At 66.8% G+C, this 21,236-nt stretch carries 21 protein-coding genes, 2 tRNA genes and 1 pseudogene; 12 read left to right on the forward strand and 12 right to left on the reverse strand.

Annotation, left to right across the window (positions count from 1 at the left end; genetic code table 11):
* Positions 1 to 88: 88 nt before the first annotated feature.
* A complete protein-coding gene (gene lplT, locus E0W60_RS20225; protein ID WP_135705403.1) occupies positions 89 to 1,408 on the forward strand; it encodes a lysophospholipid transporter LplT in 1,320 nt (439 codons plus the stop codon).
* Positions 1,409 to 1,438: 30 nt separating this feature from the next.
* Here lplT and E0W60_RS20230 read toward each other — a convergent pair whose 3' ends face one another.
* From E0W60_RS20230 to tsaB, 4 genes are read right to left on the reverse strand one after another with little or no spacing between them, the layout of a single operon-like run.
* Entirely contained in the window at positions 1,439 to 2,587 is a 1,149-nt protein-coding gene (locus E0W60_RS20230; RefSeq protein ID WP_133096357.1) for a DUF1853 family protein, read from the reverse strand.
* Complete coding sequence (locus tag E0W60_RS20235; protein WP_135705404.1) at positions 2,562 to 3,470, reverse strand: uracil-DNA glycosylase; 909 nt, start codon at positions 3,468 to 3,470, stop codon at positions 2,562 to 2,564. Before E0W60_RS20235 ends, E0W60_RS20230 begins: the two co-directional genes overlap by 26 nt.
* Positions 3,467 to 4,033, reverse strand: coding sequence for a ribosomal protein S18-alanine N-acetyltransferase (gene rimI / locus E0W60_RS20240; RefSeq protein WP_133096359.1), 567 nt, complete (start codon positions 4,031 to 4,033; stop codon positions 3,467 to 3,469). Before rimI ends, E0W60_RS20235 begins: the two co-directional genes overlap by 4 nt.
* Entirely contained in the window at positions 4,030 to 4,788 is a 759-nt protein-coding gene (gene tsaB, locus E0W60_RS20245) for a tRNA (adenosine(37)-N6)-threonylcarbamoyltransferase complex dimerization subunit type 1 TsaB (RefSeq protein WP_167884589.1), read from the reverse strand. Before tsaB ends, rimI begins: the two co-directional genes overlap by 4 nt.
* A 119-nt stretch (positions 4,789 to 4,907) precedes the next feature.
* On the opposite strand from tsaB, the pseudogene E0W60_RS20250 reads away from it, so the two are divergent.
* A pseudogene (locus E0W60_RS20250) lies at positions 4,908 to 5,165 on the forward strand (acyl-CoA-binding protein); the annotation flags it as partial.
* Positions 5,166 to 5,199: 34 nt separating this feature from the next.
* Here the strand turns inward: E0W60_RS20250 and E0W60_RS20255 are convergent.
* Entirely contained in the window at positions 5,200 to 6,681 is a 1,482-nt protein-coding gene (locus E0W60_RS20255) for a DHA2 family efflux MFS transporter permease subunit (RefSeq protein ID WP_135705405.1), read from the reverse strand.
* Positions 6,678 to 7,148, reverse strand: a complete 471-nt coding sequence (locus E0W60_RS20260; RefSeq protein ID WP_133096362.1) for an SRPBCC family protein — start codon at positions 7,146 to 7,148, stop codon at positions 6,678 to 6,680. Before E0W60_RS20260 ends, E0W60_RS20255 begins: the two co-directional genes overlap by 4 nt.
* Positions 7,149 to 7,291: 143 nt before the next feature.
* On the opposite strand from E0W60_RS20260, the gene E0W60_RS20265 reads away from it, so the two are divergent.
* The 7 genes from E0W60_RS20265 (at position 7,292) to E0W60_RS20300 (ending at position 13,329) form a co-directional block, all read left to right on the forward strand.
* Entirely contained in the window at positions 7,292 to 7,966 is a 675-nt protein-coding gene (locus tag E0W60_RS20265) for an SGNH/GDSL hydrolase family protein (protein WP_135705406.1), read from the forward strand.
* A gap of 118 nt (positions 7,967 to 8,084) precedes the next feature.
* Entirely contained in the window at positions 8,085 to 8,492 is a 408-nt protein-coding gene (locus E0W60_RS20270; RefSeq protein WP_135705407.1) for a VOC family protein, read from the forward strand.
* Positions 8,493 to 9,059: 567 nt separating this feature from the next.
* Positions 9,060 to 9,872 carry a MetQ/NlpA family ABC transporter substrate-binding protein gene (locus E0W60_RS20275; RefSeq protein ID WP_135705408.1) on the forward strand — a complete coding sequence of 271 codons (813 nt, stop codon included), beginning with the start codon at positions 9,060 to 9,062 and terminating at the stop codon, positions 9,870 to 9,872.
* Between the two features lie 72 nt (positions 9,873 to 9,944).
* A tRNA-Leu gene (locus E0W60_RS20280) sits at positions 9,945 to 10,031 on the forward strand.
* Between the two features lie 132 nt (positions 10,032 to 10,163).
* Positions 10,164 to 10,250 (forward strand) — tRNA-Leu (locus tag E0W60_RS20285).
* 619 nt (positions 10,251 to 10,869) lie between these two features.
* Positions 10,870 to 12,417, forward strand: coding sequence for a serine hydrolase (locus tag E0W60_RS20295; RefSeq protein ID WP_133096367.1), 1,548 nt, complete (start codon positions 10,870 to 10,872; stop codon positions 12,415 to 12,417).
* A gap of 42 nt (positions 12,418 to 12,459) precedes the next feature.
* Positions 12,460 to 13,329 (forward strand): metal-dependent hydrolase, encoded by an 870-nt coding sequence (locus tag E0W60_RS20300; RefSeq protein ID WP_135705410.1) that lies wholly within the window; start codon positions 12,460 to 12,462, stop codon positions 13,327 to 13,329.
* Between the two features lie 35 nt (positions 13,330 to 13,364).
* Here E0W60_RS20300 and E0W60_RS20305 read toward each other — a convergent pair whose 3' ends face one another.
* Complete coding sequence (locus tag E0W60_RS20305) at positions 13,365 to 14,456, reverse strand: mechanosensitive ion channel family protein (RefSeq protein WP_133096369.1); 1,092 nt, start codon at positions 14,454 to 14,456, stop codon at positions 13,365 to 13,367.
* Between the two features lie 300 nt (positions 14,457 to 14,756).
* Here E0W60_RS20305 and E0W60_RS20310 point away from each other — a divergent pair, with 300 nt between their 5' ends.
* Positions 14,757 to 14,957, forward strand: coding sequence for a hypothetical protein (locus E0W60_RS20310; protein ID WP_135705411.1), 201 nt, complete (start codon positions 14,757 to 14,759; stop codon positions 14,955 to 14,957).
* Between the two features lie 37 nt (positions 14,958 to 14,994).
* Here the strand turns inward: E0W60_RS20310 and E0W60_RS20315 are convergent, their stop codons facing one another.
* Positions 14,995 to 15,477, reverse strand: coding sequence for a hypothetical protein (locus E0W60_RS20315; RefSeq protein WP_195427608.1), 483 nt, complete (start codon positions 15,475 to 15,477; stop codon positions 14,995 to 14,997).
* A gap of 170 nt (positions 15,478 to 15,647) precedes the next feature.
* Here E0W60_RS20315 and E0W60_RS20320 point away from each other — a divergent pair, with 170 nt between their 5' ends.
* Both E0W60_RS20320 and E0W60_RS20325 read left to right on the forward strand, forming a co-directional pair.
* Positions 15,648 to 16,355, forward strand: coding sequence for an HAD-IA family hydrolase (locus tag E0W60_RS20320; protein WP_135705412.1), 708 nt, complete (start codon positions 15,648 to 15,650; stop codon positions 16,353 to 16,355).
* A 245-nt stretch (positions 16,356 to 16,600) separates the two neighbouring features.
* Positions 16,601 to 17,572, forward strand: a complete 972-nt coding sequence (locus E0W60_RS20325; RefSeq protein ID WP_135705413.1) for a Bug family tripartite tricarboxylate transporter substrate binding protein — start codon at positions 16,601 to 16,603, stop codon at positions 17,570 to 17,572.
* 149 nt (positions 17,573 to 17,721) lie between these two features.
* Here E0W60_RS20325 and phbB read toward each other — a convergent pair whose 3' ends face one another.
* The 4 genes from phbB to E0W60_RS20345 form a co-directional block, all read right to left on the reverse strand.
* A complete protein-coding gene (phbB, locus tag E0W60_RS20330; RefSeq protein WP_133096373.1) occupies positions 17,722 to 18,465 on the reverse strand; it encodes an acetoacetyl-CoA reductase in 744 nt (247 codons plus the stop codon).
* 187 nt (positions 18,466 to 18,652) lie between these two features.
* Positions 18,653 to 19,237, reverse strand: coding sequence for a TIGR01841 family phasin (phaP, locus tag E0W60_RS20335; RefSeq protein ID WP_240745876.1), 585 nt, complete (start codon positions 19,235 to 19,237; stop codon positions 18,653 to 18,655).
* A 234-nt stretch (positions 19,238 to 19,471) separates the two neighbouring features.
* Complete coding sequence (locus tag E0W60_RS20340; protein ID WP_135705414.1) at positions 19,472 to 20,386, reverse strand: ATP adenylyltransferase family protein; 915 nt, start codon at positions 20,384 to 20,386, stop codon at positions 19,472 to 19,474.
* 56 nt (positions 20,387 to 20,442) lie between these two features.
* Positions 20,443 to 21,177, reverse strand: a complete 735-nt coding sequence (locus E0W60_RS20345) for a GntR family transcriptional regulator (protein ID WP_135705415.1) — start codon at positions 21,175 to 21,177, stop codon at positions 20,443 to 20,445.
* Between the last annotated feature and the right edge of the window lie 59 nt (positions 21,178 to 21,236).

A 21,236-nucleotide genomic window follows, 5' to 3' on the forward strand; every position in this document is an offset into this window, starting at 1 on the left:
GCAAGGTTCCCTGCAAACCATAGCCTCCCCAGCCGGTGCCGCCCTGACCGGCGTGACGGAAGTCCGCGATGGAGACAAAGTCGAAAGCATGAAGAAGGGTTTTTACACCATCATGGCCGCGCAATTTTTTTCGTCGCTGGCCGACAATGCGTTGCTGATCGCCGCCATCGCCCTTCTCACCGAATTGCATTCACCGCAGTGGATGACCCCGCTGCTCAAGCTGTTCTTCGTTCTCTCCTACGTCATCCTCGCCGCCTTCGTCGGCGCCTTTGCCGACTCGATGCCCAAGGGGCGGGTGATGCTCATCACCAATGCCATCAAGGTGGTCGGCTGCGCGATCATGATGTTCGGCTTCCACCCGCTGCTCGCCTACGGCGTGGTGGGCTTCGGCGCGGCGGCCTATTCCCCGGCCAAGTACGGCATCCTGACCGAGCTGCTGCCGCCGGAGAAACTGGTGCTGGCCAACGGCTGGATCGAGGGGCTGACCGTGGGCTCGATCATCCTGGGCACCGTGGTGGGGGGCGCGCTGATTTCCGTGCATGTGTCGGACATCCTGATGCGGCTCGACCTGCCCTTCATCGACACCGGCATCGACACGCCGGCCGAGGCCGCGATGGTCGTGATCATGCTGTTCTACGTGATCGCGTCGGTGTTCAACCTGTTCATTCCCGATACCGGCGCCCGCTATCCGCAGCAGGAAAAGAACCCGATCAAGCTGATCGCCGAATTCGGCGACTGCTTCCTGGCGCTGTGGCGCGACAAGCTGGGCCAGATCTCGCTGGCGGTTACGACCCTGTTCTGGGGCGTGGGCGCGACGCTGCAGTTCATCGTGCTGAAGTGGGCGGAGAAGTCGCTGGGCCTGAACCTGTCGCAGGGCGCACTGCTGCAGGCGGTAGTGGCCGTCGGCGTGGCCGTGGGCGCAATCGCCGCCGCCGCGCGCATTCCGCTACGCAAGTCGCTGTCGGTGCTGCCGTTCGGTGTGGCGATGGGCGCGACCGTGATGATCATGGCTTTCTACACCAAGGACGCCATGCCCCAGGTGACGCTGAGCATCCTGGGCATGAACATGCCGCTGTACATGGCCATCGCCTACGTGTTCCTGATGCTGGTGGGCGCGATGTCGGGCTACTTCGTGGTGCCGATGAACGCGCTGCTGCAGCATCGCGGCCACGTGCTGCTGTCGGCGGGCCACTCGATCGCGGTGCAGAACTTCAATGAGAATGTATCGGTGCTGCTGATGCTGTGCCTGTACGCGCTGCTGATCAAGCTGAACGTGCCGATCGGCGTGGTCATCATCGCGCTGGGCCTGTTCATCTGCGTGACCATGATGCTGGTGATCAAGCTGCACAAGTACAACATGCGCGCCTTCAACTCGCTGGCGATGATCGGCGAGGACAAGCACCACTGACCTCCTGACCTCCCCAGGCCGGCGCCCCGTTCAGGGTCCGTCGGCCAGCGCCTGCGCGCCCTGCCGGGTCGGCTCCGCCGCCCGCGCCATGGCGCGCGCCTCCCATCCCGGCGGCACCACGAACCCGCGCGAGCATTCGCGCCACCAGCCGTGGCCGGCCAGCTCCAGCTCGCACAGCATCACCGGCGCTTCGCGGCGCCAGCCGTGGTCGTGGCGCGGGTCGGCAAAGCGCTGCGCCAGCGTGGCGTACAGGGCGTCGACCTCCTCCGTGCCGCTGGCAGGCACCAGCGCCCCCGACAACCATTCCGAACGTGGCAGCCGGCACCAGCGCAGGCCCGGCCGCGCCGCCGCGCGCGCACGCCAGCCGTCGAGCGTCGACCACCAGCCTTGCAGGTGGTCCGGCGCGATGCCCAGCTGGTCGAGTCCCGCCGGCACTTGCCCGTCCGGGTAGAACAGCCAGCCCAGCAGGTAGACTTCGCTGCGGTCGACCACATGGCCGAGCAGCGCGCGCGCTTCCGGCGTGCGCCCGAGCGGCAGCTGGCGCCCGACTACATGCCCGAGCTTGTCGCCGAGCCGGTCGACCATGTTGGGCCCGACGAAATCGAGCAGGGTCGGCGCCGCCACGGCGCCTGCCATCAGGTAGAACTTGGCGGCCATTTCCCAATGGACCACGTCGCCGGAGGCCTGCTCGCGCCAGACGAAGTCCAGCTCGCCCAGCGTGCGGATGCCATGCGCACCGGCGCGCCGTACCGGGACGTTGGCCGCCAGCAGCGTCAGCCCCTCCATCCGGCGCAGCGCGAAATGCAGCAGCCGTTCGGCATGGCGCCCCAGCCGCAGGCTGCGGCTGGCGGGATCCTGCGGCTGCAGCGCGGCGGCGGAGCCGGGAGCGGGATCGGAAGGAAAGGCGGCATGGCCGGCGGCCAGTTCGTCGATGGTGGCCGGCAGCGCCGCCGGGTCGGCGGCTTCCAGCCAGTGCCGCCACGCCGCCAGCGTACCGGCGGGCCAGCGCGCCGCAGCGGCGCCCGCTACCGCGGACAGCAGCGGCGGCGACAGCGTGGTCCAGGCCAGGTCGCGCGTGCGCGGCGACAAGGCGCGGCGCCACAGCGGCGGCTCCGGCGGCAGGTTGCCGTCGCCGCCGCGATGCAGCGAGAGGTCAGGCCCCAGCTCCCGCACGGTCATGTACCTCGCGGGCCAGGCACAGGTCTTCCCATGCGCGCGCCTTGTCGGTCAGCGTGCGCAGCAGGTAGGCCGGGTGGTAAGTCACCACCACGGGGATGCCTTCATAGGTATGCACGGTGCCGCGCAGCTTGCCGATCGGCGTGGTGGTGCGCAGCAGCGACTGCGCGGCGAAGCGGCCCAGCACCACGATCACCTTCGGGCGAACCAGCGCGATCTGCCGGCGCAGGAAGGGCTCGCACTGCGCCACCTCGGCCGGCTCGGGGTTGCGGTTGCCCGGCGGGCGGCACTTGAGCACGTTGGCGATAAAGACGTTGCGCCCGCGCGCCAGGCCGAGCGCGCCCAGCATATTGTCGAGCAGCTTGCCGGCCTGGCCGACGAAAGGCTCGCCCTGCAGGTCTTCGTTCTCGCCCGGGGCCTCGCCTACCAGCATCCATTCCGCCTGCCGGTCGCCGACGCCGAAGACGGTATTGGTGCGGGTCTGGCACAGTCCGCAAGCGGTGCAGCCGGCCACGGCGGCATCCAGCGCGGGCCATGCCATGGCGGCGATGGCAGCCTCGCGCGCGGCCTGCGCCGAGTCGGGCTCGGGGCCGGCCGGTACCAGCGAGGGCTCGGCTGGCGCACGCGAGACAGGCGCCGCCACGGGGACGGCAGGCACCACCGGGGTAGCCATTTCGAGCGCAGGCGCGGCTTCCACGAGGGGCGCAACGGCCGGCGCGGCCACCGTGACAGGCTCGGCAATGGCCTCGGCAATGGCCTCGGCAACGGGCACGGCAAGCGCAACGGCTTCGGACACCACGACCGCCTGCGGCGCGTCAGCGCGTGCCCGCGGCAGCCATTCGGCCGTGATGCCCAATGCCTCGAGGAAACGCGCGCGGCGGCTCATGCGCGGCCCTCCCCGCCTTCCCTGGACTTCCCGGCCACCTTGTCAGGCCAGCTCCGGCGCAGCACCAGCGCGTCTTCGCGGTTCCGGCCCACCGCCGGGTAATAGCCTTTGCGGCGGCCGATCTCGGCAAACCCGGCGGCCTGGTACAGCGCGATCGCGCCGGCATTGGACGGGCGCACCTCCAGCAGCATGGTATGGATGCGATGCGCGTGCGAGGTCGCCAGCACGATCGACAGCATCAGCCGCCCCAGCCCCTGGCGCTGGCGCGGCGGGTCGACGGTGATATTGAGCAGGTGCATCTCGTCGACCACCGGCATCAGCACTGCATAGGCCACCAGCGTGCCGGCGGGATCGCGCAGCGTCAGGCCGAGATGCCCGGCCTTGACCGAGTTCTCGAAATTGCCGCGCGTCCACGGATGGCTGTAGGCGCGCGCCTCGATCCCGGCCACCGCCTCCAGGTCGAGCGCGCTCATCCGGCCCAGCGCAAAGCCCGGCGGCAGCGGCGGCATGGCGGGCACGGCCGGCCAGTCGGCACGCTCTTCCAGCGGGTAGGCGGCGCTCACGATGCACTCCCGGCCGTGGCCGCGGCGCGCGCGGCGGCGGCGGCTTCGCGTTCGGCGACGGTTCGCGCGACCTTGTCGCGCAGGTAGATCGGCATGGCACGGTCGGCGTCGATGGCCTCGCCACGCGCCAGCGCGCGCAGTGCGATGGCGACCATCGGCTGCGCATGGGGCATCGCCTCCGGCAGCACGCGCTGCGCGCGCGCCAGGCCGGCGAGGCGTTCGCCGAAGACCGTGGCGGCATTGCCCGCCAGCCAGAATTCGCCACCGGGCAGCTGCACGGTTTCCGGCGCGCTTACCAGCATCGGCGTGCGCTCCACCCACTCCTGCGCGGCGGCATCCCAGCCGAAGGCGCCGGCATAGGCCTCGTCCATGCGTGCGTCAAGCGCGACCAGCACCGAGATATCCGCGGGCAGCGCCGGCTCGGCGGCGCGCACGCGCTCGGCGCAAGCCAGCAAGGTATTGACCGGCACCACCGGCAGGCCGGCACCGAAGGCCAGTCCCTGCGCCACGCCACACGCGGTACGCAGGCCGGTAAACGAGCCGGGACCGGCGCCGAAGGCGATCGCGGCGCAATCGGCCAGTGCGATGCCGGCCTCGGCCAGCAGCTCGCCGGCGGCGGGCAGCACGCGCGCGGAGGAGCGTGCGCCGGTGTGCTCATGGCGCACCAGGCACTCAATGCCGGCGCCGGCCACGGCACGTCCGAGCGCGACCGAGCACCACTCCGTAGAAGTTTCAACAGCAAGAATCCAGGACATGGCGCGATTGTAGCCGCTGGCGCCCGGAACCGAGGGCTTCTTCGGTTTTAGACGCGCGGTCTGGCGCACCGGCGCGGCTATCATCGGCAGCACTTTCACAAACTCCCACGGAGAAACCCATGAGCGACCTGCAGGCACGCTTCGACCAGTCCCAGATCGACGTCAAGCAACTGAGCGAGCGCCCCAGCAACATGACCCTGCTGCGCCTGTACGCCCTGTTCAAGCAAGGCAGCGAAGGCGACGCGCACGGCGACAAGCCGGGCATGACCGACTTTGTCGGCCGCTACAAGTTCGAAGCCTGGGAAGCGCTGCGCGGCACCGCGCGCGAGCAGGCGATGGAGCAGTACATCGCGCTGGTGGAAGAACTGCGCAGCGGCGGCCAGCTAAGCCCTGCCACGCCAGCCGGCGGCCTCAGCCCGCCGGCAGCGGCCTTGGCCGGATACGCCAGGCCGCGAAGATCGCACTGGCGATCACCACCCCGACCGCCAGGAAAGTCTCATCGAAGGCGCGGATGCGCGCCGCCTGCAGCGCGGCGTCGCCCGCCTGGTCCAGCACCGCGCCGTGCTGCGTCAGCCGCCACTGCAGCCCCACGCCGGCAAGGCTCACGCCGATCGCGCCGCCCAGCTGACGGATAAAGTTGATGCAGCTCGACCCCTGCGCGATCAGCGAGAAATCCACGCCCCGCATCGATCCCAGCGTCAGCGACGGCAAGATGCAGCCGAGCCCGATCCGCCCCAGCACCGCCAGCGCGACCAGCAGCAGATACGGCGTAGAAGGCGACCCCAGCGCCATCAGCAGGAACGACAGCGCCAGCAGCGCCAGCCCGAACGATACCTGGACATGCGGCGAGATCCGGTGCGTGAAGCGGCCCGCCACGGCGATGGTCAGCGCCAGCATCACGCCCGCCGGCAGCAGCACCAGGCCCGCGCGCGAGGGCGTGTACTCCAGCGCCATCTGCATGTAGACCGGCAGCAGGTAGGTCGAGCCGAACAGGCCCGCACCGTAGATAAATGCCACTACCGCGCCCGCCGCGAACTGCCGGTAGCTGTACAGCCGCATGTTCATTAGCGGATGGGGCGCGCGCAGCTGCCACAGCACGAACGCCGCCAGCATCAGCACGCCGAAGCCGGCCAGCGCCATGCCCGCGGCCACGCTTTCGCGCATTTCGACCACGCCGTTGAGCAGGCTCACGGTCGCCACGCCGGCCAGCGCCAGGCCGCGCCAGTCCAGCGGCTCGCGCTCGCCCATCATGATCGAATCCACCGCCATGAAGCGCCGCGCCATCGCCGCGCCGAGCAGCGTCAGCGGCACCACCACGAAGAAGATCGAGCGCCAGCCGAACGCCTCGACCAGGAAGCCGCCCAGGCTCGGCCCCAGCGCCGGCGCCAGCACCACGCCGAAGCCGAACATGCTGATGGCCTTGCCCTGCTCGCGCTCCTCGAACACACGCAGGATCAGGATATTGGGCAGCGGCTGCATGATGCCGGCGGCGGCGCCTTCGGCCACGCGCATGGCGATCATCACGCCGTAGGTCGGCGAGAACCCGCCGAACAGTCCGCCCGCGCCCAGCAGCAGCAGCGACCCCAGGAAGGTGCGGCGCAGCCCGTAGCGGTTGAGCAGCCACGGCGTCAGCAGCATCGACAGCGTCATCGCGATCATGAAGCTGGCCGCGACCCATTGCGCGCGCTCCTGCCCCAGCACGAAGTGCCGGCTCAGGTCGGGGATGGCAACGTTGATGATGGTGGACGAGACGATCGACGAGACCGTGCCCAGCATCAGTGTCATCAGCACCAGCCAGCGCAGGCGGTCGCCATAGCGCTCACGCAGCGCCGCCCGGGTCGGCCCGCCCGGCTGCTTGCCGGACGTCTCCGGCGCGACGGGGCCCTCGCTCACCCCAGCCGCCCGGTGTCGGCGATCTCGCGGATCTTGCGGACGGTGTCGAGGTCGGCCTCGTGATAGGCGGACTTGACGATCTCGGCGTAGCGGTCGTCGCCGCTGGCATCGACGGCCGGCATGGTGGTGTCGTAGGTGAAGCGCAGCAGCAGCGCGCCCGGGCCGGGGGTCTCGATCACCATGGTCAGCGTGCCCCCGGCGTGCTCGGCAGTGGCTGCGGTTTCGTAGCGCACCTGGCGGCGCGGCTCGAACACGACGCGGTCATGGATGGACGCCTCGCCGAAATGCAGCACGCGGTCGATCCAGTTGTCGCCGCGCGCCACCACTTCGGCACTGTCCAGGCCCAGCACGAACAGTTCGGGAGACTCGGCGCGCAACACCAGGCCTTGCCAAAGCTGGTCGGGTGTCAGCGGATCCAGCTGGGGGTTGCCGGGATCATTGATTTCCACCAAGTGCTCGAAACGCAACTTCTCTCTCCCTGTCTTCAATAAGTCGATATTATGAAGTCTCCGCGTGTTCGGAAGACGTTTTTGTCTGCGCGGTGCAACATTGCCGAGGCAGCCCTCTCGCCGGATATCGACCGATCATCATGTTGACTGGAGTACCGCGCATGCCTGCCGCGTCGCTAGCAGACACCGATCCGCTGCAAGTCCTTGTCTATGCCGATTCACTGTCCTGGGGGATCGTCCCCGGCACGCGCCAGCGGCTGCCGTTCCCGGTGCGCTGGCCGGGCCGCCTGGAACTGGCGCTGAATGCCGACCGCGGCACGCCGGTGCGCATCATCGAAGACTGCCTGAACGGCCGCCGCACGGTCTGGGACGATCCCTTCAAGCCGGGACGCAACGGGCTGCAGGGGCTGGCGCAGCGTATCGAGATCCACTCGCCGCTGGCACTGGTGGTCTTGATGCTGGGCAACAACGATTTCCAGTCGATGCATCCGCACAATGCCTGGCACGCCTCCCAGGGCATCGGCGCCCTGGTGCAGGCCATCCGCAGCGCACCGATCGAACCGGGCATGCCGGTGCCATCCGTGCTGGTGGTGGTGCCGCCGCCGATCCGCACGCCGCGCGGGCCGCTGGCGCCCAAGTTTGCCGGTGGCGAGCATAAATGGACCGGCCTGCCGCAGGCGGTTGCCGAACTCTGCGCGCAGCTGGATTGCCCGATGTTCGATGCCGGCACGGTCATCCACAGCAGCGCCGTCGACGGCGTGCATCTTGACGCGGACGCCCACGTGGCGCTTGGCGACGCATTGCATCCTGTCGTTCGCGAACTGCTGCCGCGCTGACCCCCGCGTCTCGGCACTCCTTCAGCGGCCGGCTGAAACATCACTCCTGACAGCAGTTGTCAGGAGGGCCGGCGCACAATGCGGCCGCTTTCACACGGAACGCCGCAAGGAGGCTGTCATGGAGTTGCTGATCAATATCGATGTCGACGACCTCGCGCGCGGCATCGCCTTCTACGAGCAAGGCCTGGGGCTGAAGCTGCAGCGTCGGCTGTTTGATGGCACCGTCGCTGAAATGCTGGGCGGCAATACGCCGATTTACCTGCTCGCCAAACCCGCCGGCACCCGCCCTACCAGTCGTTCGGATACCCGGCGCGATTACCGGCGGCATTGGACGCCGGTGCATCTCGACTTTGTCGTGGCCGACCTCGAAGCCGCGATCGAACGGGCGCTGGAAGCCGGGGCCGAGATCGAGGACTGGCCGCAGGATTTCGACTGGGGCAGGCAGGCTACGTTGTCGGATCCGTTTGGGCATGGGCTTTGTTTTGTTGAGTGGAGGGGTGAGGGGTATGGGGTGGTGGCGGGCTGAATGACCGGTTTGCCGCTATCAAAGCCTGGCCTTGTCGCGGCTGGTGACATGTTGTCGGCCATTGAACCGCCTGGTTCCGCCCTCCTGGGCGGGTCACTTTTTGTCCAAGCGACAAAAAGTAACCAAAAAACGCGTCGCCTGAGCGGCTGGCTATCAATTTAGCTGCGTGCGTGGTTCGGGCGGTGGTGATTTCCGTTCGATGTGGATGGTGGTTCGAACCTGCTACGCCAGGTGAGTTTGGGATAGTGGCTACGTCGTCCCACTATTGGACGATCCCCATGCAGGGCGTAGGCCGCCTGCTAAATGCGTTATCGGTGGGACGCCTTCGGCTGCGCTGCGCGCCGTCCCTAGTGTGACAGGACGCCGCGCCCAGCATAGCGCCATTTAATGCCGGCATTCGCCTTTAGGTAGGATTCATAAGCATATGAAAAAGAAATAGACGCCAGATCCGTTCCTGTTGCGCGGTTTTAGCGCAATTGCGTTAATCTGTGGCCTCGCCTACGTAGACAATCCCTGCCAAGGCGTACCTGTCTCTCTCGCCACATAATCAAAACATACAGAACTCCTATGCGCAGCACCTCCCTTATCAAGCGCCTGGCGGTTGCCATCTCCGCAATCGGCTTTATCGCCGCCGGCAGCGCCTCGGCCCAGGAACAGACCATACGCGTCGGCACGGTCAGCGGTCCGGACGCGGAAGTCTGGCAAGTCGTACAGAAGGTCGCCAAGCGCAACGGCCTGAACGTCAAGGTCGTGGAATTCAACGACTACGTGCAACCCAACGCTGCGCTGGATGCGGGCGACCTGGATGCCAACAGCTTCCAGCACCAGCCCTACCTGGACAGCCAGGTCAAGCAGCGTGGCTACAAGATGCAGAGCGTCGGCTACACCTATATCTCGCCGCTGGGCATCTACTCGAAGAACCTGAAGTCGCCCAAGGACCTGCCGCAGGGTGCCAAGGTGGCGGTGCCCAACGACCCGTCCAATGAAAACCGCGCGCTGCTGCTGCTGCAGTCGCAGGGCGTGATCAAGCTCAAGGCCGGTGCCGGCACCAATGGCAACAACGCCACGCCGCTGGACGTGGCCGAGAATCCCAGGAAGCTGAAGATCGTGGAACTGGACGCTGCGCAATTGGCGCGCGCCCTGCCCGATGTCGGCGCCGCGGTGATCAACACCAACTACGCGCTGGCCGCCGGCCTGCAGCCGACCAAGGATGCGATCGCACTGGAAGACATCCACAGCCCGTACGCCAACATCATCGTGGTGCGCACGCAGGACAAGGACAAGCCGTGGGTCAAGAAGCTGGTTGCCGCCTACCAGTCGGAAGACGTGCGCCAGTTCATGAAGGCCCAGTTCAAGGGCGCGATGGTGCCGTCGTTCTGACCGGACGCGCCTGGCTCTGCAACTTCGTGCTTGCAAATTCCGCCGCCTTCGGTAGAATGCGGCGCTCACCTTGCCCAGGTGGCGGAATTGGTAGACGCACTAGGTTCAGGTCCTAGCGGTGGCAACACTGTGGAGGTTCGAGTCCTCTCCTGGGCACCAGAAGGTTTCAAGCGAGAAGCCCGCACGAATGTGCGGGCTTTTTGTTTTTGCGCCGACTGATATGAATTTTGGACACGGTGCTTCCGGGCCTTGCAAATTCCGACGCGCCGTGTAGAATGCGGCGCTCACCTTGCCCAGGTGGCGGAATTGGTAGACGCACTAGGTTCAGGTCCTAGCGGTGGCAACACTGTGGAGGTTCGAGTCCTCTCCTGGGCACCAAAGGTTTCAAGCGAGAAGCCCGCACGAATGTGCGGGCTTTTTGTTTTTCCGGAACCTGTCAATCAATCCGCCGAGCAAAGCTCCGACGCCGCCAAGTCCATTGCGACTTGACCATTGCCAACAGGCAATGGATATCATGCGTCGACTCTGATCGCTCGCTCTCCTTCTCCAGCAACAACAAGATGGCGCTCAATCCGGCGCTAATTCGCTCCAGCGATTCCGCCGTCCCGGGCGGGACAATGTTGAGTACGTCTGTGGTGTGATAACTGCGCGTATGCATAGCATTCTTCCTCCGACAAGAGAAACGCCGCCGATCTGGTTCAGACAGGAGGTGGCGGGCCTGACAACGGGGGTGACAACCGGTGAACCGAGGGAAAACCGGCCAGCCATGCGGCTGCCCCGCCCGGCCCGCCGTGGAAACGGCTTGCTCGCGCGATTCTTACCAAACTCCCTTGGTTCCTTCGGGTTGTCGCGCCCGCCTCACCGAACCCCTCGGTGAGGCTTCCAGTCTCCCGCCCTGCCGTCAGGGCGTACATGAGACGCTTCGCATTCATTGCCCGCATCCATCGCCTACAGTAAATCCGACAGGCGCCATAGCGCCGCCGTCGGGAGACCTGCCGTGGGCAAACTGAAAGAGCGTCGCCGTTTCCTGGGAGCCGCGCTGAGCGGCCTGCTCGCACCGGCCCTGCCCGCCTGCGGCGGCGATGACGATCCCGCGCCGCCGCCGGATCCGGTTCCCGAAGCGCAGATCACCGCCGCCATCGCGCAGGTCGATACGCTGGCCGCCAACCTGATGGCCAGCTCGGGCGTGCCCGGCATGGCCATCGCGGTGGTGCGCGGCAACCGGGTCGTCTACGCCAGGGGCTTCGGCCGCCGGCTGGTCACCGATCCCGCGCCAGTCGATGCCGATACCGTGTTCCAGCTGGCGTCCGTGTCGAAGTCCATCGGCGCCACGGTGGTGGCGCGGCAGGTGGGGCGCGGCAGCATCGGCTGGGACACCCCGGTCATTCAGCACCTGCCATGGTTCGCGCTGGCCGATGCGGAAACGACAGAAGCCGTCACCATCGGCGACCTTTATGCGCATCGCTCCGGCCTGCCCGACCATGCCGGCGACCGCCTCGAGGACATGGGCTACGACCGCCGCGAAGTGCTGACGCGCCTGCGCTTCCTGCCGCTGCATCCGCTGGGCGCGGTCTACGAGTACACCAACTTCGGCATGACCGCCGCCGCCGATGCGGTGGCCAGCGCCGCGGGCATCGACTGGGCCACGCTGTCCGAGCAGGCCATCTACCAGCCGCTGGGCATGACCCGCACCAGCTCGCGCTACGCCGACTTTGCCGCGCGCGACAACCGCGCGCTCGGCCACGTCAAGGTCAACGGCACCTGGGTGCAGGGCATGGGCACCATGCCCGATGCGCAATCGCCCGCGGGCGGCGTCAGCGCCTCGGTCAACGACCTGGCGAAATGGCTGATCATGGTGCTGGCCAAGGGCGAGTTCGCCGGCCAGCGCATCGTCGATGCGGCGGCCCTTGCGCCGGCGCTGTCGCAGCAGATGCAAAGCGGCCCGCCCGTGCAAGGCCGCCCTGCGAGCTACTACGGCTACGGCTTCAATATCGGCACGACCGAACTGGGGCTGACCAACTACAACCATTCCGGGGCCTTCGCGGTCGGCGCGGCGACCAGCTTTACCGCGGTGCCGTCGCTGAACCTGGCCATCGTCACGCTGACCAACGGCTACCCCATCGGCATCCCGGAAACATTGAATGCGCAGTTCTTCGATCTGGTCCAGTACGGCACCTTCCGCCGCGACTGGGGCGCGATCTTTGCCGAGGCCTTCGCGCCCTTGCTGCTGCCCGAAGGCAGGCTGGTCGGGCAGTCGCCGCCGGCAAGCCCGTTGCCCGCGCGGGCGTTGTCAACCTATGCCGGCACCTATCGCAACGACTATTACGGCCCGCTAGTGGTCGCCGAGCAGGGCGGCGCGCTGGTGATGACGCTGGGCGCGAAACCGCTGGTCCTGCCGCTGACGCACTGGGACGGAGATGTCTTTACATTCACGCTAAATAACGAGAACGCCAATCCCGGCACCATCTCCCGGGCAGAATTCTCCAGCGACCGGGTATGGCTGGAGTATTACGACCACGAAGGGCTCGGCGTTTTCGTCCGCTAAGCCTTGCCGCAAACCCATGACTCCGCCACGGAAGGAATGACCATGATCAGATTCCGCGCAGTCGTACTCACCGCCGCCGTCGCCACACTCGCCGCCTGCGGCACGCCCACGCCGACACCGACCGCGGTTACGCAGGTACCCACCCCCACCACCGCCGCCGGCAAGACTGAAGTCCTGTGGCTCGGCCAGTCCGCGATCCGCATCACCTCGCCGGGCGGCAAGGTCATCGTCATCGATCCGTGGCTCACCACCAACCCAAAGACCCCTGCAGGATTCAAGCAGCTGACGTCGCTGGGCAAGGTCGACCTGATCCTGGTCACCCATGCGCATAGCGACCATCTTGGCGACGCCCCCGCGCTCGCGCAGCTCAACAACGCGCCGATCTACAACGCAGGCGGCATGGGGCAGGCACTGATCAACCTCGGCATGGTCCCGGCCGCGCTGGTGCAGCGCTTTGGCAAGAGCGGCACCGTGATGCCGTTCGGCCAGACCGGACCCAAGATCACCGCGGTACACGCCGAGCACTCGTCCGAACTGGTGATGAAGAACCCGGCCACCGGCAAGGACGAAACCCACTATGGCGGCGAACCGGTCGGCTACATCGTCGAGATGGAGAACGGCTTCCGCATCTGGCACATGGGCGATACCGGCCTGTTCGGCGACATGCGGCTGATCGGCGACCGCTACCGCCCCGACCTGGTGCTGATCCCGATCGGCGACCACTTCACCATGGGGCCGCAGGACGCGGCGATCGCGGTGCGCGACATGATCCGGCCTCGCTTTGCCATCCCGATCCACTATCAGACTTCACCGCAGCTGCGCGGCACGCCGGAGGAATTCACCACCGCGCTGGGCGCCGGCGCGGTCACGCGCGTGATCGTGCCGCAGCCGGGAGAAAAGGTAGATTTCTGATCCGCACGGCAAGGGTCGTTGCCGTGCACACCGCTTTACGCCATGTGCACGGCGGCGCCGCGAACCGCGGCATCTCCCTTGCCCTCACCCTCCCCTTCAATGCGAAGGCGAGGCAGGAACTGCGGATACTCGCGCTGCATGAAGTCGATCAGCCCTTCGCGCACGACGCAGCGCAAGTCCCACGCCAGGCCGGATGACGCCGCGGTGCACAGCACGCGCAGCTGCATGGTGCGCTCGGTCGCATCGGTCACCACCAGGTTGAAGAAGCGCCGGTCCCATTCGGGCGCCGCGTGGACGATGCGCTCCAGCTCCTTGCGCAGCGGTGCCAGCGGCATGCCGTAGTCCACGTGGAAGAACACCGAGCCCAGCAGCTCCGCGCTGCTGCGGGTCCAGTTCTGGAACGGCTTCTCGATGAAGTACTGCAGCGGAATGATGAGGCGGCGATCGTCCCAGATCCGCAGCACCACGTAAGTGCCGGTGATCTCCTCCACGCGGCCCCACTCGCCCTCGACGATCAGCACATCGTCCAGCCGGATCGGCTGGGTCAGCGCCAGCTGCAGGCCGGCGATCAGGTTGCTGAACACCGGCTTGGCGGCAAAGCCCGCGATCAGGCCGACCACGCCGGCCGAGGCCAGCAGGCTGGCGCCGACCTGCCGAGCGCCGGGGAAGGTCATCAGCACCATCGACGCGCCGATCACGATCACCAGCGACATGGCGATGCGCGAAAGCACCCGAGTCTGCGTGTGGATGCGCCGCGCGCCCATGTTGTCCGCCACATCGACCGGGTGCCGTTCCAGCACGCCCTGCGCAAAGCCCGCAATGACGCGCGCCGCCAGCCAGGTCATGGCGATGATCATCAGCAGGCCGTTCAGATGACGCACGTTGTCGATCCAGCGCAGGTCGTCCGGCGCCGCCTGCCAAACTGCCTGCAACGCCAGCAGCGGCAGCACCGCCTTGGCCGGCGCGCGCGACTTGATCGCGATGGCATGCAGCACCGGCGTGGCGCGCGTAATGCGCAACAGCACCAGGCCGCCAAGGCGATGCGCGATCAGCGCGACGATGACGGCGACCAGCGCGGCGGTCCACGTGCCGAACCAGGGATGATCGAGGAGGAGGTCAAGGTTCATGCGTCGTCCTGTTCATTGCGGGTTGCACGGTTATGGAGCTAACGACACCCCGGCGGCGCGAAAGTTCGGCTCGTGCCACGTCACCGGAGCGCGGGAACAGAGATGTTAGAACACGCCTGTTACCGCATCGCCCGCGACGGGTTTCATTTCTACAACGGGCGGCAAGATGTTCAGCGGGAGGCACGGAAACCCAGGGCGCAACGCCCTCCGGCACAGCTCTGCCGGAGTCTGCAGCGCCCTGCCCGCCACGGCATGGATGTTGCAACTCCATCGGTTCCGGCCAACCCACAGGAGAGCGATATGGCAACGCAGAAGGAACAGCGGAATGCGCCTGGGGCCCAGCCCAATCCGGGCGTCAGGACCGACCGCGACGCGCGCGACATCAAGAGCCGCAGCGAAGATCCGGGCCAGAGCAGCTATGGCGGCTTCAAGAACCAGGACCCAAGCAGGCAACACCAGGGCGATGCAAGCCGCAAGCCGGGTCAGCGGCAGGGCAAGTAGCCAGCGCTTGCATTGAAGACGACCACGCGTACGCGCGCTATTCCGCGTGCACGCGGTGGTCGGCCGCGCGCCATTGCCGCCGCTGCCGGCGCCAGCGATTCATCGCAGCGATGCCGAGCCGCCACAACCGGCGCGGGTGCGCATGCGGGTGCGGATGCGGATCGACCAGCAGGCTCAGTGCACGCGCGTAGTCACGCACCAGCCCCGGCGTCCACGCCATGGTCTTGCCGCGCTTGCGGATCTGTGCGGCCAGCCATAGCTCCGGCATGCACAGCGTCTGCAGCAGCAGCGTCCACGACTGCCGCTGCCCTCGCCTGCGCATCAAGGCGCCTTCCACCGCGGCTTCGAGCGCGCGCGCCACGCTGACGGCGCAATTCCGGTAGGTCAGGTTGTACGTCGTATCTGCGCACCACGCATGCCAGAAGCGCTGCAGGCGCGCGGCATCGTAGTTGCGCAGGTGCACGCGCACGGTGGAGTCGCCGCGCCGCGACGCCTCGGTCGCATAATCGGGCTCGAACACGCTGGCGGATTCCCGCCACAAGATGCGGGCGGTGCGAGATTATGGCGCGGCCGGCACATCGGAAACGGCCGGCGGAAATGGCCGGCGGAAACGAGCGACGGAAACGGGGCCCGTGCGGTGGTAAGCTACCAGACCCCATCGCCCTCGCCAATCCGCAGCGTCCCCGCCCCATGCGCCTGTCCAAGGTCTCCGCCATCTCCTTCGATCTCGACGACACCCTGTGGCCGTTCGGCCCCGCCGTGGCCCGCGCCGAGGCGACGCTGCTGGCCTGGCTGCTGCAGCACGCGCCGAAGACAGCCGGGGTGCTGACCTCGCCCGCGGTGCTGCGCGACCTGCGCGCGAGCTATGAAGGCCGCAACCCGCACCTTGCGCATGACTACCGTGCGCTGCGCCTCGGCTCGATCCTGCTGGCGCTGGAGATGGCCGGCGAGGACGCTAGCCTGGCAGAAGACGCATACGACGCCTTCTTTGCCGCGCGGCAGCAGGTCGAATTCTTCGAGGACGCGCTGCCCGCGCTGGAATGGCTCAGCGAACGCTTCCCGCTGGTGGCCGTGTCCAACGGCAACGCCGACCTGAAGGTCACCGGCGGCCATCACTTCTTCCGCGCGGCGCTCAGCGCCGGAACGTTCGGCACGGCCAAGCCGGCGGCGGCGATCTTCCATGCGGCGGCCGCGGCAGTCGACACGCCGCCGGAACAGATGCTGCATGTCGGCGACGATCCCGACCTCGACATCGTCGGCGCACTCGGCGCGGGGCTGCAGGCCGCGTGGCTGGTGCGCCCGGACGGCCCGCACACGGCGCAATGGCAACGCGGCGGCGCGCGCCCGCACCTGATCCTCAGCGACCTGCCATCGCTCTGCCGCGCGCTGGCCGGCTGAGCGCGCCAACGCAACAGGACCCACGCTGCCCGAAGGCGATATCGGGCCAACGCATACCTAATATGCGAAAATGTCGGCTCGCGACCAGGGCCGAGACCCCTGCGCTTGCCTCGCCACCGCACGATCCAGACGTTCCCCGCCATCCGCTCCGGGCCGTTCCAGTGCCCGACACCGCCGCAATCCGACAGGTTCACAGGCAGCAAGCCAGGGTCCGCCCCGCAAGATTTCGATCGAGGAGAAACAAGATGTTGAAGGCCCTCTTTGCCACCCTGCTGGTGGCATGCGGACTGACGAGCGCCCACGCGCAGACCCCGGCCAGCTTTCCGACCAAGCCGATCCGGCTAGTGATCCCGTTCCCGCCCGGCGGCGGCACCGACATCCTGTCCCGCCTGGTGGCAACGCAGGTCGGCCAGGCCACCAAGTGGAATTTCGTGCCGGACAACAAGCCGGGCGCCGGCGGCACGCTGGGCATCGCCGAGGCGGTCCGGGCAGCGCCGACCGGTTATGAGCTGGTGATGGGCCAGAAGGACAATCTGGTGGTCGCGCCGTGGCTGTACAAGTCGGTCACTTATGTGCCGAACCGCGACCTGGTCGCGATCAGCCATGTCGCCTACACCCCGATCGTGATCGTCACGTCGGCCAATTCGCGCTTCAAGACGCTGGCCGACGTGGTCACCGCCGCGCGCAGCGCACCGGGCGCAGTCAAGTATGGTTCGCCCGGCAACGGCACCACCATCCACCTGGCTGCCGAGATCTTCAGCCATGCGGCGGGGATCAAGCTGCTGCACGTGCCCTACAAGGGCTCCAACGCGGCGATGATGGACGCGCTGGCCGGCAACGTCGACCTGATGGTGGCATCGGTGCCGTCGGCGCTGGCGCAGGTCAAGGCGGGCAAGCTGCGCGCGCTGGCCGTGACCTCGGCCACGCGCAGCACGTCGCTGCCTGACGTGCCCACCGTGGCGGAAAGCGGCTACAAGCAGGTGGACGTCAGCACCTGGTACGGCCTGTTCGCCCCGGCCAGGACGCCGCCCGAGGTGGTCAACCGCATCCATGCCGAAGTGAACAAGGTCCTGGCCACGCCGGCGATGATCCAGGCGATCCAGGAGCAAGGCGCGGAAGCCAAGCTGATGACGACCAGGGAGTTCTCCGAGCTGGTGCAGTCGGACTACAAGAAGTGGAAGGACATCGTCGAGCGTTCGGGCGCGAAGCTGGAGTAAGGCCGGCGCGCCGCCACCGGGTTCGTTGCCAAGGAATGCCCGCCGCGGATCACGGCGGGCATTTTCTTTGGAATCCGAGGCCGGCAATCACGGCTGCCGCATAGCCGGCGATATAGCCATTGACGGCGCCCCGACCGCCCATCCCTACGTCAGTCCATATGCTGACCGCCGTTGATGGCGAGATTCGCACCAGTCAGGTAAGCCGCATCCTCCGAGCAAAGGAAAGCGACCAGTCCCGCCACTTCCTCGGGCTTGCCCAGGCGCCCCATCGGAATCTGCGGCAGGATCTTGCTGTCCATGATCTCCTTCGGCACGGCCGTCACCATCTTGGTGGCCAGGTAGCCCGGCGATACCGTGTTGACCGTCACGCCTTTCCTGGCGACCTCCAGGGCCAGGGCCTTGGTGAAGCCATGCATGCCGGCCTTGGCCGCGGAATAGTTGGTCTGGCCAAAGGCGCCCTTGGAAGCGTTGACTGACGAGATGTTGATGATCCGGCCCCACCCGCGCTCCACCATGCCCTCGCAGAGGGGCTTGGTGACATTGAACACGGAGTCGAGATTGGTCCTGATCACCGCATCCCAGTTTGGCTTGTCCATCTTCCTGAACGCCATGTCCCGCGTGATGCCGGCGTTGTTCACCAGGATGTCGACGCGGCCGAACTCGGCCAGGATCCGTGCCATGCCTGCCTGGCAGCTCTCGTAGTCCGCCACATCGACCTCGTATGCGCGGATCTCGCGGCCGCCGGCGGCCATGGATGCCAGCCATTCCTGGACCTTGGTGTTGCCCGGCGAATGCGTAACCACCACCGTATAGCCCGCGTCATGCAAGCGGATGGAAATGGCCTCTCCCAGGCCACCCATGCCGCCGGTAACCAATGCGATTTTCTTCGTCATGCTGATTCTCTCTTCTTGCAAAGTAAAAGACCCCTGACCTGCCGGGAATGGCAGGCCGACTTAACGGCTTACCGCAACGGCTGCAGCCCCTGCCGGCGCCATGCGGCAAGGGGGGAGCCGATCGATGACCGAGTTTCTTCTTGGATGGATACCGGCCAGGCCGGCGCGCGCCGCTCGATCCGGCGGACTAGCGCTGCGTTGGCTGGCGATCCGGGCCCGTAGCCGCGCCGGGGGTTGCGGTAAACGTGGCGGAAGCCAGGCCGGCCAGCTGCTGGCTCAGGGCTTGCGCGGCGCGGTAGGATTGCGTGGCGTTATCTAATGTCGCCTGCAGCGTGGCGGAAATGGCTTCGGAACCGGCCGGGGCATTTTTCACGAAGGCATCGACGAAGGCCTGCACATTGCGCTGCTGCTGCTCGTATTGCTCTTCAACGGCCCTGGCCAGGTCGGCCTGGGCCTGCGATGCGATCTCGCACACGTGGCGCGCATACTCGATGGCTTTGTCCGCAGCAGATTGCGGCACATTGCCTTGAACTGACAACCCCGGATCTTGGTTGGCCGACACGGCCTGCAGGATTACCTGCCCTTCAGCCATGGCTGCCTTGGCCGCCTGCAGGTTCAGTTCCGTCAGCTTCTGGATCCCTTCGAGGGTGGAGTTCGACAGCTTGGCCAGGTTGGTCAGGTTGTTCTTATGGACTGCCGCAAACTGATCGGACGTAAAAAAGGACATGGATTGGGTATGCCTCTTGTAGTCGCCGGGTGTCGCCTGCCGCAAGGCTACAACGCACCGGTCGAGCGTGGTTTTCCAAACGGTTATGGGCCTTGGTGCACTGCACAAAGACCAACGCAAAGATTAGAGGACTTGCTCTAATTTCGTCCCTAGGGACTTACCAGAGGTGAAGTGAAGCCCACGCCTTAATGTGCATTAAACGTCATGTATATAACATTTGCTTACATAATGGCGTTGCGTTGGCAGGCGGACAGGCGTGTCCTGTCGGGCATTGCATGGCTACCCCTCCCCACCCGTCTCACCGTCTGCCGCGGCGCGCCGGAGGAGACTCATCGGGCCAAGCCTCTCAACCGTGCGTCTCTGCGCTGCATCCCGGACAAACAACGAGCCGGCAAATGCGAGGGCATTGAGCGCGATGCCTTCCACGCATTCCCTGGCCCTGCGCACCAGCAGCAGCCCGGCAGGCATGACCAGCAGGTTGTATGGCGCCGACTGAAGCAATGTGCCATCGACATGCAGCGTCCGTACGCCAACCGAATCGAGCAATGCGCGGTAGCGCTCGCAGGCCGTGCACGCCAGCTCGTGCGGGGGCGCCGCAACCAGGTCCAGTGGTGCGAATGCGTGCGCAAACGGAAGGCCCGGGACGGCGCGGATGGCGCCTGGGTCGCCGCTGATCCGCGCCGGCTGCAGCAGGGTATCGATCGGCAATGGACTGCCTGCGGCCAGAGGCAGCGGCACGAGCTGCAGGTGCTTGTGGGCCTGGCTCGCACCGGCGGCCGCCCCGCCGTTGTAGAAGCCCAGGCTTGGGAACTCCGCCATGCAAGCAAGCAGTGCGGCAAAGTCCGGGAGGGTCAGTAGTGATTCCTGCGGTTCGAAGCAGCGGGTGACGATCAGCAGGTGATGTTCGATGACGTAGAACTTGTTCAGCAGGGCCACATGGCCGTCGGAGATATCCGTGACAAACAGTTCAGCGTCATAGGGCAGGAACGGATTGCCGCCGGCACTGCCCCCCTTGCGAGCCTTGTCCTTGCTCCGCAGGCTCGACACCTCGCGCACCAGGAAGCGCACGCCGCCGTCCTCGATTACCGTCTGGATGGTCTCGATCGGACATAATGCGCCGCTCTGCAGGGCGTGCGCTGTCCGTCGGACAATGGCCGGCCAAAGTGTGCCTGGCTGAAGGTGTGGATGGTGCATGTCCGCTGGCGCTCCCACTTCAGCATAGAGCCGCCGCACGGCGGCTGCGGCAATCCCTACCCCGCCGAGCGCTGCAAGCGCATCGAAACAGAAAAACTGTCGGCGGGGTGTACCGTAACCGAGACTTCGAAGGTCTCGCCGGCGGCGTCCAGGTAGCGCCGCACGATCTTCAACGCGGCCGCGCCAGGTTCCAGCCTGAGCGCTTCGGCGATGCGCCCCTCACCGAGCGCAAACGCGCGCACGTCCTGGCGGATCTCCGCGATCTGCCGGTCATAGCGCGACTCCATCAGCGTGCTGACCAGCATGTCCGGCGACGCGCGCACCAGTTCGCCAAGCTCGGCATAGGCAGGATCCACGTAGATGTCGGTCCATGCCATCGGCGTGCCGCCCTCGCCGCCATCCATCCGCAGGCTGGAAATCCGCAGCCAGCGCGCACCCGGCTCGCAGCCGATCTCGGCCGCCACCTCGGCGGTCACCGCGACCTCATCCACCGACTGCACCACGCGCAGGTGCTCGGCGGCGAACTGCATCAGGTCGTCCACCGACGCCAGCGAGGGCCGGAACACCGGCCGCGGCCGCGCCGATTCCACGCGCGTGCCCACGTTCTTGCGCCGCGACACCAGCCCCAGCTGCTGCAGTTCCTGCAACACCGCGCGGATGGTGTAGCGGCTGGCCTGGTACTGCTCGCACAGCTCGAATTCGGTGGGCAGCAGCGATCCGACCGCGTAGCGGCCGGAGGTGATGCCCTCGATAAGTTGTTTGCTGATCTCTGCCGGATTGGTTTTGCTCATGACCGCCTGCCCGCGGCCTCGTAGGACACGGGTTTACCCTCCTTTCCTAAATATGTTCG

Source organism: Cupriavidus oxalaticus (assembly GCF_004768545.1).
Classification (GTDB): Bacteria; Pseudomonadota; Gammaproteobacteria; order Burkholderiales; family Burkholderiaceae; genus Cupriavidus; species Cupriavidus oxalaticus_A.

Bases quoted from the DNA above. Each gene is read 5' to 3' on its own strand.
- E0W60_RS20275 (WP_135705408.1), top strand. From the start codon at position 9,060: ATGCGCAGCACCTCCCTTATCAAGCGCCTGGCGGTTGCCATCTCCGCA.
- E0W60_RS20270 (WP_135705407.1), top strand. From the start codon at position 8,085: ATGGAGTTGCTGATCAATATCGATGTCGACGACCTCGCGCGCGGCATC.
- E0W60_RS20230 (WP_133096357.1), bottom strand. From the start codon at position 2,587: ATGACCGTGCGGGAGCTGGGGCCTGACCTCTCGCTGCATCGCGGCGGC.
- E0W60_RS20340 (WP_135705414.1), bottom strand. From the start codon at position 20,386: ATGCACCATCCACACCTTCAGCCAGGCACACTTTGGCCGGCCATTGTC.
- tsaB (WP_167884589.1), bottom strand. From the start codon at position 4,788: ATGTCCTGGATTCTTGCTGTTGAAACTTCTACGGAGTGGTGCTCGGTC.
- E0W60_RS20235 (WP_135705404.1), bottom strand. From the start codon at position 3,470: ATGAGCCGCCGCGCGCGTTTCCTCGAGGCATTGGGCATCACGGCCGAA.
- lplT (WP_135705403.1), top strand. From the start codon at position 89: ATGAAGAAGGGTTTTTACACCATCATGGCCGCGCAATTTTTTTCGTCG.
- phbB (WP_133096373.1), bottom strand. From the start codon at position 18,465: ATGACGAAGAAAATCGCATTGGTTACCGGCGGCATGGGTGGCCTGGGA.
- E0W60_RS20345 (WP_135705415.1), bottom strand. From the start codon at position 21,177: ATGAGCAAAACCAATCCGGCAGAGATCAGCAAACAACTTATCGAGGGC.
- E0W60_RS20265 (WP_135705406.1), top strand. From the start codon at position 7,292: ATGCCTGCCGCGTCGCTAGCAGACACCGATCCGCTGCAAGTCCTTGTC.
- E0W60_RS20320 (WP_135705412.1), top strand. From the start codon at position 15,648: ATGCGCCTGTCCAAGGTCTCCGCCATCTCCTTCGATCTCGACGACACC.
- E0W60_RS20310 (WP_135705411.1), top strand. From the start codon at position 14,757: ATGGCAACGCAGAAGGAACAGCGGAATGCGCCTGGGGCCCAGCCCAAT.
- E0W60_RS20305 (WP_133096369.1), bottom strand. From the start codon at position 14,456: ATGAACCTTGACCTCCTCCTCGATCATCCCTGGTTCGGCACGTGGACC.
- E0W60_RS20300 (WP_135705410.1), top strand. From the start codon at position 12,460: ATGATCAGATTCCGCGCAGTCGTACTCACCGCCGCCGTCGCCACACTC.
- E0W60_RS20325 (WP_135705413.1), top strand. From the start codon at position 16,601: ATGTTGAAGGCCCTCTTTGCCACCCTGCTGGTGGCATGCGGACTGACG.